This window comes from Limisphaerales bacterium, assembly GCA_014382585.1.
In the GTDB taxonomy this organism is placed as follows: Bacteria; Verrucomicrobiota; Verrucomicrobiia; order Limisphaerales; family UBA1100; genus JACNJL01.
Genome location: JACNJL010000023.1, coordinates 91585 through 104943 on the forward strand (window position 1 = coordinate 91585; position 13359 = coordinate 104943).

Here is a 13359-nt window from a genome sequence, read left to right on the forward strand (position 1 = left end):
GGTCATGTCAAAGCATGACGCGTTCGATTTTCAACAGTTTGATTTTCCAACCCATGCCCCCCGAAAACCCAGTGAGACTGCCGTTGGCGCCGATGACGCGGTGGCAGGGGATGAGCACGGGAATCGGATTGGCTCCGCAGGCACCCCCGATGGCGCGAGCGGCCTTTGGGCGGCGCACAGCGCAGGCCAATTCGCCATAACCACGCGTGCATCCAGCGGGAATGCGCAGCAGCGCGCGCCACGTTTGTTGTTGAAAAGGGGTGCCCGACGAGAGGTCGAAGGGCGGCAGCATTTTTGGGGTTTTCCCGGCGAGCATTGTTTTAAGTGCGGCGGTGGTTTGACGCAGCCAGTTCGTGGGCGGATCGATGGAGGCGTCGATGGGATCGATGGCGGCTTTGGGAAACTGCAAACGCGCGAGCCCGCGTTTGGTGAATTGGGCGCGAAACGTTCCGAGAGGCGTTTCGATGAGGACGGCGTGCATGGCCAAAGGCTAATGCGCGGACGATGTGCCGCAAGCCAATACCATTTACAACTGCGGGATGAGTAGGCTGAGGAGGGTCCAGAGCATTCCGAGCAGGGCCAGCGCGAGGAGGATGAAGCGGTTCCGGGCCACGCGCCGTTCGCCGCGCAGGGCGGTGTAGCCATAATCGCGGCCGGCGGCGAGGTAGGTGACCAGTTTGTTGTTGCCGGTGGGGGCGGGATTGAGCCGGTGCCGTAGGCGACGCCACCAGCCGACGAGATTAAATTTTCGTACACCTTGATCGTTGTAGAGACCGGAGCATTCGGGGTCGGTGCCGAGTGGTAGGGAGTGGGTCAGTGCTTTGTCGGAGTACAGAATGGGGTCGGGCGGAAGGTGGCAGGTTTCCTCCATCACGGATTGGATTTGGCGCGGGTTGGCGAGGGTGGAGGCGTTGCTGAGTTGAGCGATCTGGGATTCGAGCGCGGCAATTTCCTGATGTAGTTCACGCGACCGCGAGGTCATCGGGTCAGTCTTGCGTTTGAACCAACCGATCATGAGGTTATCCCCGCATTAGCAGCACGGCGGTAATCGTCGCGCCGATGAGTAGCACCGGCCACGTGAGGGCGAGCCCCCACAGGCAGAGTTGGCCAAAACTGCTTGGCATCGGCAGGCCCATCTGACCCGGTTGCGCGGGCGCGGCCGAACCTTGCCCCTCGTTGTTTTGTGCGCCGCTGAGCAGCGTCCATTTCAGGCGCGCGGAGTTCAGTTCCATGCGGGCATTTTCGATGGTGGTGAGGTTGCGGGTGAGCAGTACTTTCCAATTCTCATCGTGAGTGTCCACGTCCACCAGTGCATCAACTTTGGTGAGGGCATCGCGTAGGTCATCCATGGAGCGCGCCATTTGCTCGGCGTCGCGCTGGGCGTCCAACTGCGCTTCCTCGAGTAATCCGAGGCTGCGCGTGAGTTCATGGAGCATCTCCTCGCGGCCGGTTTGGAATTCCGAAAAACGGCGGCGCGATTCCTCCACAGTGGCTTTCTCCCGCTCCAATTTGTCACGTGCGTGGTTGAGGGACGCGAGTTGGGTTTGCAGGGTTGAAACCTGATTATCCAAATCTTCGCGATCCTCTTGCACCAAAGTTGTGCCTTTGGCAGTAGCGGGAAAATCCTCCTCTAACAAATCCGGCCCATCGAAAACAGCCATAGGGAAAAGTTAGGGAAAAAAGGCGGTGATGTAAAGCTTTGGTTGCAACTGACCAATGCCCTTCCCCTTTAGTGTTCAAATTTCTTCACGCGGGTTAGCGCGTAGCTCAACGGACCGAGGCCAACGATGATTGAGAACACCAAAAACATGCCGAGATAAATCATGCGAATTTCCATTGGATGCCGTCCGAAGACCTGCCATGGCGACCCGAAGGGCGAGCCCGCGCCGAGCAGCATCACGGCGAGGCCGATGTACACGAAGCTGAGCACGAGACAAAACGTGCCGCCAAAGCCAGCGACAATTTTGCTGGGGTTATCTTCTTTGAGGTTCGGGTACATCACACCCATGCCCACGGCGAGTCCGTTGAGAGCGATGGCCATGATGGAGATGGCGGCCATGAAGAACAGCACCTGAAACGGCGGCAATTGCAGCATGCGGCACGAAAACCAAATGAGCGGCAGGCTGATGAGCAGCGAAATGGCCGAGGCAAGCAAGAATTTTACTTTCACCACGCGCGAGAGGCCCAGCGGCGAGAGGCCGACGATCCAAAGTCGTTTGCCTTCCAGCGAGAATTGCGGATAGACAAAACGGGTGGTCAACGTGGCGAGATTCAGCGCGCACGCGGCGAGGTTCATAAAGCTGACCAGCTTGAAAAAGTAATCGCCGCCAAAACGGCCGCCCGTGAAGAGCGAGGTGAATTGCTCGGTGAAGAAACGGAGATTCAAAATGTACACGCCGAGAATGCCAAAGAGAATGAGCGACTGCCCCCATTGCGCAGTGTCGCGCCAAAACATCCGGATGTCTTTGAGCAGTACGGCGAGTACGTCGGAGGGCAGGCGGGGGATTTTTTTGAAAAGGCGCTCAGCTAAGCCCGGTTCGTATTTGAACACCTTCCGTTTTTCCTGCCATTGCTTGAACCAATTTTCGAACCGCGTGGCGAGGGGCATTTGCCAAATCGTGGTGGCCGCCTGTGCCAACGCGGCGGCAAGCATCAACCATGCGCCGAAGCCGAGGAACCGCCAGCCGGGGATGCCGAAGGCGCTGCCGACGCCGGAGCCATCGAGACGGGTGAGCCAATGATCGCTGCCGGTCGCGAAGGCAACAAAGAGACCCAGCACCGTGCCAGCCGCAAGCAGGTGGACGGTGCGGTTGTTAATAATCCACGCCAGCAGGGCCATGAGCGGAATGGCGAGGAGTGCCAGTGGCGGCACGGTGGCGGATAGGGCAGGTGATGGTTTTCGGGCGGCTACGGGGGGAGTCATTCGGCCGAGTTGCCAGTGGTTCCAGTCGAATTTTGATGTGGGTGTGTTAGCTCCGTATAAATTTGTGCGCCACATTTGCAAGAGGTCGTTGCCGAACACACCGGTTTCATCATTGGGCGTACTGCCGGGCAATGTGAGATGCAGGGTATCGCCTACGCGGGAGAGGGTGCCTTCGAAATAATTTCCGTAATCGGTGATCCAAACGTTTTTTTCAGTGGGCTCGTTGTGCGCGTCCACCAGTGCGATTGATCGGCGGAAAAACAGGCGATGCGTTTGTTCAGGTAAAGGCGCTTCGGTGCCGGATTTGGCAGGAAAAGTGAGTGTGCGATTGTTGAGTTGTGGTGTGCCGATGGGATGCAGCAACGTGACTTGCGATGGAGGTAAAGGCGCCAGCAACGTGGCCTCGGGTTCGATGGCAAAGTTGGCGGCGGCCCCGCGCAGCACGGAACGGCCGCGAGCAACATCCAGCCCGGACAAGCTGGGGCGCAGATTGGATTGCAGCAGGTGGTCGAGATCAGGCCCAAGTTGCCTCATCTCGCCCGAGCCGCTGCGGAGGTAGAGGTTTCGGATTTCCGGCTGCAAATGATAAAGCGCGCCGCGCGCGAGGCGGGGTTCCAATTCCGCCACCTGATTGGTGAGCCAGCGCCCGAGCGATTGGGTGTCCACATCTTCAGATTTGCGTTGTGCGGCGTAGTGGGCCGAAAGCGGGGCGAGTTCCCCCCGCCAATGGTTTTGTAGTGGCTCGAAATCTACCACCGGCAAAAACCACGCCAATAAAACGACTTGCGCGCACAAGCGCGGCGCGTGGCGCATGGCGGTGGACCAATCGCCGGCGAGGCTGCCGCGGCTGAGCGTGGAGGATAGCGACGCATAAAAATGACGACCGGTTTTTGTGAATCCAAGGAATCCGAAAAAAAGCACGTTGGACATCAGCACCGCGGCAAAGAACCCCGCCGCCGCGCGCGCGCCTTCCACCCAATGCGTGAGCGTGCTGGAGAGCCAATAGCTGGGCAGGAACGGGAACTGCGCGATTTGGGTTTTGGCGAGCAGTCGGTCCGTGAGATCCACCACGCGCGTTTCGAGCGTCTGCTCGCTGGCGGCTTCGGGTTGGAGGTAAACTTTTACCGAATAACACATTGCCAGCAGCAACAGCACGGCGGTGGCTTGAAAGAGTGAGCGATCCAAAAAACGCGCCATCGCCACGGCGATCCAGCAGCCGAACACCGCCGGCAACATAATAAACACCGCCACGAGCGGCGGCGTGAGTACATAAAAATACCAGTCTGCATGTTGATGAATGCCGAAGGCGAGCAGCAGCGGTGCTACTAAAACGATGAATGCCCATGAGGCAACCACAGCGGTCTCGATGAGTTTCCAGCGGAAAATCGATTGGGCCGGGATGGGCAACGTGTTGAGGAAACGCGATTCCTCATTTCTGAACATATTGGTGTAGCCGACCACCACGTTGGAAAAAAGCAGGAGCATGAAGAGAAACGCAAACAGCAAAAAGATGAGTCGCTCGATGAGGAGATCGCCCAGTCCTGGGAATTTTGAAACATAACGCAGCCCGCCATAAAACATGCCGGAGGCGAGCAGTGGATAAAAAAGAAGGAACCCCACGATTAACACGGAGAGGAACCCCGAGCGTTGACTGGCTTCTTTGAAGCGGCGCGCCGCCTGCGCGAGATGCACCCGGAGCAAGAGCATCAGCGGCGAGGTAAACCGGTTTCGGACAGCGGGCAGGAATTCCATAGCGGCGGGTACTGGCTATCCCTGCTGGACTTGTCGCTGTATGCTCACATCGGATTCCTCGCTGGTGAGGGTGAGGTAGGTTTCTTCCAGCACGGCCTTGCCGCTGCCGCTCATGGCGTGCAATTCTTCCTTGGTTCCCACGGCGACGAGCTTGCCCATGTGAATGATGCCGATGCGATCAGCGACTTCTTCTGCCACGCTGATTTGGTGGGTAGAGAGAAACACCGTCATGCCTTCGGCGGCGCGTTCTTTCAAAACCTCTTTCAAAATATACTGGTGATGCGGGTCAAGCCCCACCATCGGTTCATCAAGCACAAACACTTCGGGCGCGTGCATCAGCGCCGAGACGATGGCGATGCGCTGGCGCGTGCCGTGCGAAAGGCTCTCGATGCTTTTTTGCAAATACGGCTCAAGGTTAAAACGCGGGATGAGTTCGCGCGTGCGTTCCTGAATCTGAGCTTCGTCCATATGAAAAAGCTGGCCGGTGAAACGCAGGAATTCCCACGGGGTGAGTTTGTCATATAGGAATGGAAAATCGGGGACGAACGCAAGGTGGCGGCGGACTTCGATGGGATCGGTTTGCACGTCGATGCCGCACACGCGCACGGTGCCGGTGTTGGGTTTAATGAGGCCCACGAGCATTTTAATGGTGGTGGTTTTGCCGGCGGCGTTGGGGCCGAGCACAGCGAAAAATTCGCCTTTCTTTACGGTGAGGCTCAAGTCGTCCACGGCGGTGAGTTCGCCGAATTGTTTCACCAGATTATTCAGTTCGATCATGAAGTGCGACGGCGGGCGATGCCGTAATAATGAGTGTTGCGCAGTTCGTACCCTTGCGGCAGGCGCACGAGCAGGATTTCGCCTGTGGGGTTGATGTACACGCTGGCGGGCCAGCCTTTAACGGGCTCGAAGTCCACGCGGTACACTTTGATGTTTGACCGCACGCCGGGCAGGTGGTCGAGATGCGCCTTACGCGGGAGTTCAAAATTGAAATCAAGCTGTGTGCCGAGGTTGGCCTCGTCGATTAGTTTATTGATGGCAAACATCGTGGTGATTGTGGTGAGCTTGCCCGTGCCGCGCAGCTCGAGCAGGGCCTTGGAAAATTTCCGAGGATCGCGAATGTCCTCCAACGGCATCTGAATTTGGTTGCTGTAATGATGAAGCTCAAGGCCGAGATTGAGCACCTGATTGCTCGCGGTGGCGAGTGCACCGAGGTGCAGATCCGTAATGTTATGCTCATCGAGTTTGCGGAAATTAATCCGCACCGTTTGCCACGCGGAAGCGGCATTCATTACCAGATTAACCCCAAACTTGACCTGGCCCTGATCGGTGCCGAGCAAGAACACGCCGTTGTCCACCTCCAGCTCATAGCTGTCGATCCGGGTGATTTGGCCCTCCACTCGTGAAGTGTTTTTTGTGAGCACCTTGGGTTCCCAATCGAGGCTGCCCCACAACTGGCCAGACGGAGCGTGGACGATTTGCAAAATTGAATCATCCGGCGCACGGCGCACCTTGTCCCACACCGTGGAAATTTCAACTGCCGCGCCGAGTTTTTGTCCGGCGTATTCCACACGCCACAGTTGCCAGGTCATGTACAACCAAAAACAGCCGAGCGTGACGAAAAGAAGGCGCTGCATCGTTATTGGCGCGGTGGAATTTTCAGTTCAGCGCCAATCTGCATTTTGGCCGGTTTGAGGCCGGGATTGGCCGCGAGCAGTTTGGGAACCGGGATGCCGTATTGGCGCGCGATGCTCGTGGGGTTGTCGCCGCGCTTCACTTTATGCGTGCGCATCGCCGTGGCGGGGCGCGGCGGGTTGGGCACGGGAATAACCCCCGGGCCAACCGGGCTGGGGCGCGGCAGCGCGGCCGTTGTGTTGGTGGCCGGCTGCGGATTTGGCGTGATCCCTTTGGAAAGCAACTGATGCTTCAATGCTGCGTTTTCCGCTGCCAACTGGTTGAGCTGCGCGCGCAGTGCCTGAATGGATTGATTAGGCTTCGATTGTGGGTTGCCGAGAATTTCGCCGGCCAGATCGCTTTTTAGTCCTTCAATTTGCCCGAGCACATCCGTTTTGTTTTCCGCCTCAGGCTTGAGGGTGATGAAGCGTTGCAGGTGAAAAATCGCCGTGGCGGGATCGTCTTTGCGCGAAAGAAACAGCACGCCGAGTTCGTAATGCGCCGCCGCCGAGCGGGGGTTCGCCTCCAATGCTTTATAAAAGGATTTTTCCGCGCCGGCATAATCCTGCCGTGTGATCAGCCGCCGACCCGCCAAAAAGTGTGGCTCGCGGTCTTCCGTCGTACCGCTACCTTCGTCACTGCTGTCGCAGCCAAACAGTACGCCCGCCGCCAATACCATTGCCCAAAGTTTCACGCGCCCAATCTAACCGAACTGGCCTGCGCTGGCAATGCTGGCAATGCTGGCAATGCTGGCAATGCTGGCAATTCCATTCACGCTTCGCATGCTTAATCTTCCGCCGAATCCTGAAATGGATTGGACTCTTCCGGGTCAGAGAATTTGCTTTCGTCATCGTCCTGCTCCGTTTCGGAAGTTTCGTTTTCAAATGGATTGGGCCCGGTCGTTTCAATTTTTGGCAGGAAGAAGGGTGCAAAAAACAAATACCCCCAAGCAATCAGCGCCGCCACGGGCATCAGGATCAGCAGGCCCATCCAAGGCAACAACCCCAGCGCATAGCACAAAACGCCCACTGCCAATAATAGCGCCGACGGCAATTGCGCCGCGGCTGCGAGTCGCCAGCCGCCGCCGGGAGGGCATTGGCGGTCTACGTAAAATGCAACTGTGCGTGCGATCACGCCACCGCCCAAGCCCAGCGCCAACCAGCCGATCCACGCCAGTGCGCCCGCCGTCGCGCCCATTGCCAGTAATAGAAATGGCCGGCGCGCGCCCCACCACGGGGCCAGTTCCTTGCGTTGTAATGGCAAATCGCCCGGCGCGTAGTCCAATTCAAAATAGCCGAACACTGAACCGAGCAGCCAATCCTCGTGGCGCAATTCCACTTGGATATCGGCGAGCTGGCCTTGGCGCGCGGTGCCTGCGGGATCGACGATGAGGCAGAAATAATTGTTGCGTCCCAGCTCAACGAGGTTGTCGTCGGGCCAAACGAGCGTGCCCTCGTGCCAGCCGGTTTTGGCGGGGAGTTGCTGCATTGCCGAATCCACCACGGGCGCCCAGTGCCGAGCAAGCACAAGCAGCACCGCGCCGCCCAGCGCCAGGGCCATCAGGAATTGCCAACCGAGCAGGCGTCCCCAACCGGTTTCGGCAAAGGAGGCCACACCACTGAAGGTGACGGGAAAGCCTTTTGGAAGTGTGGGGGGCGAAGGCGCTGTGGATTCCGGCGAAGTTTCCTCCGGCGGTTCGCCATTGGACGGGGCCGGTTCCATAAATTAATTCTGTTCGCCGCCGTTATCGCCGCCGCCATTTTGATTTTGCGGCATCACCACCAGCGGCAGCGGATAGCGCAGCTTCAGTACATCGTCGACGGTCACTTCCACGAAATACGTACCGGCTTCGGTGAATTCCACGCCTTGAAACATATGCACGTTCGTGCGCACCACGCCGGGATTTTCCATCGTAAACGCCAGCGTATTTTCGCGCACCACGGTGGATTGATCGGGCGCGAGCAGTTTGATCACTTCGTTGAATTCGCCCACGCCGGCGGTCCAGCGATTGAAGCACGCCAGCTTATTGGCCGCCACGGGCACCTGCGGCACCACGATTTGGTTCAGCACGCCGATCAGGAAAATGTTGCCGTTGGCTTCCTGTCGGACGTCCTCGCACATTAGCGAGCATTGGAGGTCGGGGAGTATTCTTGCGTCGGTCATTGTGTTAAATTATTGGGTTTCTAGCTCAAGCCCAACCGCGCGAGCGGCGGCGCGGGCGGTGTTGCGCATGAGCAGCGCGATGGTCATCGGCCCCACGCCGCCGGGGTTGGGCGTGATGAGTCCGGCGATCGGTTGCACAGCGGCAAAGTCCACATCACCCACCAGCCGTGTGTCGTTCTTGGCGTCGGGATCGGGGACGCGGTTCACGCCCACATCGATGACGGTGGCCCCGGGTTTCACCATATCCGCTTTCACAAATTCGGCCACGCCGATGGCGGCGATCAAAATATCCGCGCGGCGGCAATGATCGGCGAGGTTGGCCGTGCGCGAGTGGCACAGCGTGACCGTGGCGTTGGCGTGCGCCGCCTTTTGGCAAAGGATTGCGGCCATCGGTTTGCCGACGATATTGCCGCGCCCGAGAATGACGACTTCCGCACTTTGGATGGGCACGCCGCTGTGGATGAGCAGTTCGTGCACGCCGGCGGGGGTGCAGGGCACAAAGCCATCGGCGTCGCCCAGCAATAGTTTACCAACATTGACAGGATGAAATCCGTCGACATCTTTATTAGGCGAAACGGCGGCAAAGATGGTGGCCTCGTTAATGGGCGGCGGCAGCGGCGCCTGCACGAGGATGCCGTGCACGGTGGGGTTGGCGTTGAGTTCGCTGATGAGTTTGAGCAACTCCTTTTCCGTCGTGTCCTCCGGCAGCACGTGGGTGGTGGATTGAATGCCAAGGCGGGCGCAGGTTTTTTCCTTCATCCCCACATACACGCGCGAGGCAGCATCCTCGCCCACGCGCACAAAGACGAGACCCGGCGGCGTGCCCTGCTCACTCAGGGCTTCAATTTGCCGCCGGGTTTCCCCGTGTATTTGCTCGGCGATGGCGCGGCCATCAATCCTGTTGTCGATGGCTTCGGTGCCCACGTTACTTTTTAGTGTCGTCCGTCGTTTTGAGGGACTTGATGAGAAGCACCGGCGTGTGCTGATTGCGGGCGTCCATTGCTTCCTGCCCGCTGACGAGGATGCGGCGGCCGAGAAGTTTTTCCATTTGCTTCTCCAACGCCGGATGTTTGGTGATGAGGAAGTTAATCGTCTTGCCGCTCTCAAGATGCTCGAGCACGTAGCGCGAGGGCGCGCTCAGGCTGAGCGTGCGATGCACGATGCCTTCGCGGGTAACGATGCGTATAGGCGCGCCGTTTTTGTCCATCACCGGTTTGCTGGGCGGGGGCAGGTTCGGGTTGGCCTTGGCCACTTGCACCGGCTTGGCGGGCGCGGGCACAACGGGTTTCACGGGCACGATGGGTTTGAGGACCGCCGGCGTGATGGGCTTGGACGGTTTGGGGACGATAGCCACACCGCCGGGAGTGGTGCCACCGTCGGGATTGCCAAACGTTTTTGGATCAATCGTGATGGTCGTTTCGGCAGGCACTGCCGGTTTCGCGCCGGGAACTGCGGGGGCAATGGTGCCGGGCTGCACGGGTACAGCAGGCACCGCGGGTTGGGCGCTTGGTTGCAGAGGATGAATGATTCCCGGTTGCAACGGCTGAATGATTCCCGTCTGTGGTTGTGCGCCGGGCGCGGGTTGTACCTCGATAATATTGCCCACGTTGCCGTTGGCGCGTTTCACAAATTGCGAGGCCACGTACACGGAGCAATTGCCGGGCGCAAAGACTTCGAGCCACTTGCCTTTCTGCGCGCCGGTGAGGGCTACGTCCGTGCCTTGCATCAGCCGGCCAAGGACGGGGAACGCGTCACCTGCGCCGCCACGCACGTTGAGCCGATCAGGCTTTACGCTGGCGTAAGTGTGAGGGGAGGGTTTGCCATCATTGCCCACGATATTTACGATGCGTTGGTTGTGGAGAAAATCATGGTGCACCCACAAGCCGGCATCCTGGGGCACCTGCACGCGATACCATTTGCGCGGCTCACCGGCCTTGGGTGTGGCGAGGGTGATTTCCTCAAGAATATTGATCGGCTCATTTTGGCCGAACCGAAACACGAGCTGGCTGTGCACCGTGGCCTTGCCGCGGGCGCTGACGCGCGTGCCGGTGATGACGCCCAACCCAATGGAGGGGGTGGGCGCGGGGAGTTTCAATTCAATCAACGCGGGCTGGGCGGCGGGGGCCACAGCGGGCGGCGTGATAGCCGGAGGCACCACAGGGGGCGTGATGGCTGGCGGCACGAGTGGCACTGCCGGTGCAACGGCGGGCGGAATAATTTCCGGTGAGGGCGCGGGCACGGCCGGTGTGGGGACCGGTTGCGCGGGCGGTACGGGCTGGCGCGTGGGTGGCGCGCCCGGTCCGGCTGGGATGGGCGGCGCGGTTTGCGCGATGAGCAGGGTGGTGGCCGCGAGTGTGAGCGCGGGAGTTAATATACGGGGCAGGGTGGTTTTCATCAGTTCCTCAACAAGGTTTGGATTTCAGTTTCTGTTAGTGTTCGCCATTTGCCGGGGGGCAACTCGCCTAATTTTATTTTTCCTATTTGCACCCGGGTTAGCCGGGTGACTTTTATTTTCTGTGTCGCAAACAATCGGCGCACCTCGCGGTTTTTGCCTTCGGTGAGTTCGATCCGCACGATGCTGCGTGCGCGGGTGCTACTCACCAAAGTCGCCTTGCGGGCCCGCAACAACTCGCCCGCGTCCTCTACGCCTTCGGTGAATTGCGCCAGCGCCGTTTGAGGCACGTTGGCTTTCACCTCCACCGTGTAGACCTTGGGCACGTTGTACCGCGGATGAGTCATCCGCAGTGCGAACTCGCCGTCGTTTGTGGCAAAGATCAATCCTTCACTGTCGCGGTCCAGTCGGCCCACGGGTTTCAGGTCCCAGCCCGGCGGCAACAGGTCGCCCAAAATAGGCCGCCCGCGCTCGTCTTTCCGGGTACACAAAACCCCTTTGGGTTTATGCACCGCGACATAGCGATGACTCAACGGTTGGATGGGTTTGCCGGAAACAGTCACCACGTCTTTCGCGGGATCCACTTGGGTTCCCAGCCGTGTGACCGGCCGGCCATTCACCTCCACGCGCCCAGCCAAAATGATCGCTTCGCTGGCACGCCGCGAAGCGATCCCGGCTTGGGCCAAGAATTTTTGCAGGCGCACCATCAACTGTTCTCATTCAGGCACAGAACTTCCGTTCAGTGTCTCACCGTGGAACAGATGCACCTCCGGGCGAAGGCCCGTGACATCGAAGCGAATCATTACGCGGCCGCTATTCGGAGGGCTTCGTCTTGCGAAGTCCCGCCACGCGGTCGCCCTCTTTCCATTGGCCGCGGTCCTTCAACAGTGCCACGCGCTCATAGCGCTTCAGCACGTTGCGCTTTGCGCCCAGTGTATTTGAAGATCGTAAACTGCGATGTCGTGACATAAATCTGTTCCTTCGTCACCTCGCTCAGCCAATTCGTGGCGCCTTTTCAGCACACCAGTCCTTGGCACGGGCGAGGCATTCTTTATAGTTGATCTCTTTCGCCAACGGCAAAAGTTAGTTACTAACACTGCTCACACCTGTTAACAACTGAATTTTTTAAAAAAATGCCCATTCGCTCACACGCATTGCATTTTTCGCAAAAACCCCCTAGTTTTCCGGCACGTTACTGCGCCCTCGGCGCGTCATAACTATGGAAACCCTCCTCATCGCCCTGCTCGCCGGCCTCGGATTCATCGTCGCCTACCATACTTATGGCCGCTGGCTGGGCAAAAAAATCTTCCGTCTCTCCGCCAGCGCCGTCTGTCCCAGTGAAAAACTCGAGGACGGCGTCGACTATGTGCCCACCAAAAAATCTGTCGTCTTCGGCCATCACTTCACCTCCATCGCCGGCACCGGCCCCATCGTCGGCCCCGCCATCGCCATCATGTGGGGATGGCTTCCCGCGTTGTTGTGGGTGGTGTTCGGTTCCATTTTTATTGGCGCCGTGCACGACTTCGGCGCACTCGTCGTCAGCCTTCGCAACAACGGCCAAACCGTCGGCGACATCGCCGGTCGCGTTTTGAATAAACGCGTTCGCCTACTTTTCCTCTTCGTTTTATTTATGGCGCTCACCGTAGTGCTTGCGATTTTTGGGTTAGTCATCGCCGCGGTGTTCAAGCAATACCCCGCCGCCATCTTCCCGTGCATCGTGCAAATCCCAATCGCCATTGTCATCGGCACCCTCTTGCATCGCAAAGGCTTCGGATTATTTTTGCCGTCGCTTATCGCGTTGGCGGTGATGTACCTCACTGTTATTTTTGGAAACACCGGCGCGCTTGGCGCATTCAACGCCGCCCTCGCCGCGTGGCCGTTGTGGCAATGGGTGCTCGTGCTGCTGGGCTATTCTTACGTCGCCTCCGTGTTGCCGGTGTGGACGCTGCTCCAACCGCGCGATTACATCAACTCATTGCAATTGATCTCCGCCCTCGGCCTCATCGTGTTCGGCCTTGGCGCGGCGGCGTTCTTTGGCTACACGCCAACCGGCGGCGAAAAACAAACGCTGAGTATGGTCGCGCCGATGTGGGATTTTAGTCCGAAGAACGCGCCGCTCATTTTTCCGTTTCTTTTTATCACCATCGCGTGCGGCGCAGTGAGTGGTTTTCACTGCCTCGTTTCCAGCGGTACCAGCAGCAAACAACTCAAGAACGAAGAAGACGCCCGCTTTGTTGGCTACGGCAGTATGCTCACCGAGGGCTTTCTTGCCACACTCGTCCTCCTCGCGTGCGGCGCGGGGCTCGGCCTCGGGATGATGCACGAGGGCACGATGCTCACCGGCAAAGCCGCGTGGACCGCGCAGTACGGCGACTGGCTCGCCGCCGGTGCATTGGCCGCAAAGGTCGGCGCGTTCGTGCAGGGCTCGGCTAATTTCCTCCAAGCCCTCGGCATTGCG

General features: G+C 58.9%; 14 protein-coding genes. 1 reads left to right on the forward strand and 13 read right to left on the reverse strand.

The genetic code is table 11. The annotated features are described in order from the left end of the window. Nucleotides 1-7: 7 nt before the first annotated feature. The 13 genes from H8E27_03115 to H8E27_03175 all read right to left on the reverse strand — a co-directional run bounded on the left by H8E27_03115 (nucleotide 8) and on the right by H8E27_03175 (nucleotide 11870). On the reverse strand, nucleotides 8-481 hold the full coding sequence (locus tag H8E27_03115; GenBank protein ID MBC8324602.1) for a methylated-DNA--[protein]-cysteine S-methyltransferase: 474 nt from the start codon (nucleotides 479-481) through the stop codon (nucleotides 8-10). A gap of 45 nt (nucleotides 482-526) precedes the next feature. After that, nucleotides 527-1015, reverse strand: a complete 489-nt coding sequence (locus tag H8E27_03120) for a hypothetical protein (protein ID MBC8324603.1) — start codon at nucleotides 1013-1015, stop codon at nucleotides 527-529. Nucleotides 1016-1019: 4 nt separating this feature from the next. After that, entirely contained in the window at nucleotides 1020-1661 is a 642-nt protein-coding gene (locus H8E27_03125) for a hypothetical protein (protein ID MBC8324604.1), read from the reverse strand. A 68-nt stretch (nucleotides 1662-1729) separates the two neighbouring features. Beyond that, nucleotides 1730-4630 (reverse strand): hypothetical protein, encoded by a 2901-nt coding sequence (locus H8E27_03130; GenBank protein MBC8324605.1) that lies wholly within the window; start codon nucleotides 4628-4630, stop codon nucleotides 1730-1732. Between the two features lie 60 nt (nucleotides 4631-4690). Continuing rightward, nucleotides 4691-5452: an ABC transporter ATP-binding protein gene (locus tag H8E27_03135; protein MBC8324606.1), complete on the reverse strand. Its 762-nt coding sequence runs from the start codon at nucleotides 5450-5452 to the stop codon at nucleotides 4691-4693. Then, on the reverse strand, nucleotides 5449-6309 hold the full coding sequence (locus H8E27_03140) for a hypothetical protein (protein ID MBC8324607.1): 861 nt from the start codon (nucleotides 6307-6309) through the stop codon (nucleotides 5449-5451). The genes H8E27_03135 and H8E27_03140 overlap by 4 nt, the downstream gene beginning before the upstream one ends. Before the next feature lie 2 nt (nucleotides 6310-6311). Next, on the reverse strand, nucleotides 6312-7040 hold the full coding sequence (locus tag H8E27_03145) for a LysM peptidoglycan-binding domain-containing protein (protein ID MBC8324608.1): 729 nt from the start codon (nucleotides 7038-7040) through the stop codon (nucleotides 6312-6314). Nucleotides 7041-7132: 92 nt separating this feature from the next. Next, on the reverse strand, nucleotides 7133-8068 hold the full coding sequence (locus tag H8E27_03150; GenBank protein ID MBC8324609.1) for a hypothetical protein: 936 nt from the start codon (nucleotides 8066-8068) through the stop codon (nucleotides 7133-7135). Nucleotides 8069-8071: 3 nt separating this feature from the next. Next, complete coding sequence (locus tag H8E27_03155; GenBank protein ID MBC8324610.1) at nucleotides 8072-8509, reverse strand: hypothetical protein; 438 nt, start codon at nucleotides 8507-8509, stop codon at nucleotides 8072-8074. 9 nt (nucleotides 8510-8518) lie between these two features. Further along, nucleotides 8519-9433 (reverse strand): bifunctional 5,10-methylene-tetrahydrofolate dehydrogenase/5,10-methylene-tetrahydrofolate cyclohydrolase, encoded by a 915-nt coding sequence (locus tag H8E27_03160; protein MBC8324611.1) that lies wholly within the window; start codon nucleotides 9431-9433, stop codon nucleotides 8519-8521. 1 nt (nucleotide 9434) lies between these two features. Next, nucleotides 9435-10904 (reverse strand): hypothetical protein, encoded by a 1470-nt coding sequence (locus H8E27_03165; protein MBC8324612.1) that lies wholly within the window; start codon nucleotides 10902-10904, stop codon nucleotides 9435-9437. Further along, nucleotides 10904-11608 (reverse strand): rRNA pseudouridine synthase, encoded by a 705-nt coding sequence (locus H8E27_03170; protein MBC8324613.1) that lies wholly within the window; start codon nucleotides 11606-11608, stop codon nucleotides 10904-10906. The genes H8E27_03165 and H8E27_03170 overlap by 1 nt, the downstream gene beginning before the upstream one ends. Before the next feature lie 106 nt (nucleotides 11609-11714). Continuing rightward, nucleotides 11715-11870, reverse strand: coding sequence for a small basic protein (locus H8E27_03175; protein ID MBC8324614.1), 156 nt, complete (start codon nucleotides 11868-11870; stop codon nucleotides 11715-11717). 250 nt (nucleotides 11871-12120) lie between these two features. Between H8E27_03175 and H8E27_03180 the strand changes: the two genes are divergently transcribed. Beyond that, nucleotides 12121-13359 (forward strand): carbon starvation protein A (locus tag H8E27_03180; protein MBC8324615.1); only part of this gene is annotated, 1239 nt, incomplete at its 3' end.

Excerpts from the sequence above, each read along its gene's own strand:
- H8E27_03115 (MBC8324602.1), bottom strand. The coding sequence starts at position 481 with ATGCACGCCGTCCTCATCGAAACGCCTCTCGGAACGTTTCGCGCCCAA.
- H8E27_03120 (MBC8324603.1), bottom strand. The coding sequence starts at position 1,015 with ATGATCGGTTGGTTCAAACGCAAGACTGACCCGATGACCTCGCGGTCG.
- H8E27_03125 (MBC8324604.1), bottom strand. The coding sequence starts at position 1,661 with ATGGCTGTTTTCGATGGGCCGGATTTGTTAGAGGAGGATTTTCCCGCT.
- H8E27_03130 (MBC8324605.1), bottom strand. The coding sequence starts at position 4,630 with ATGCTCTTGCTCCGGGTGCATCTCGCGCAGGCGGCGCGCCGCTTCAAA.
- H8E27_03135 (MBC8324606.1), bottom strand. The coding sequence starts at position 5,452 with ATGATCGAACTGAATAATCTGGTGAAACAATTCGGCGAACTCACCGCC.
- H8E27_03140 (MBC8324607.1), bottom strand. The coding sequence starts at position 6,309 with ATGCAGCGCCTTCTTTTCGTCACGCTCGGCTGTTTTTGGTTGTACATG.
- H8E27_03150 (MBC8324609.1), bottom strand. The coding sequence starts at position 8,068 with ATGGAACCGGCCCCGTCCAATGGCGAACCGCCGGAGGAAACTTCGCCG.
- H8E27_03155 (MBC8324610.1), bottom strand. The coding sequence starts at position 8,509 with ATGACCGACGCAAGAATACTCCCCGACCTCCAATGCTCGCTAATGTGC.
- H8E27_03165 (MBC8324612.1), bottom strand. The coding sequence starts at position 10,904 with ATGAAAACCACCCTGCCCCGTATATTAACTCCCGCGCTCACACTCGCG.
- H8E27_03170 (MBC8324613.1), bottom strand. The coding sequence starts at position 11,608 with ATGGTGCGCCTGCAAAAATTCTTGGCCCAAGCCGGGATCGCTTCGCGG.
- H8E27_03175 (MBC8324614.1), bottom strand. The coding sequence starts at position 11,870 with ATGTCACGACATCGCAGTTTACGATCTTCAAATACACTGGGCGCAAAG.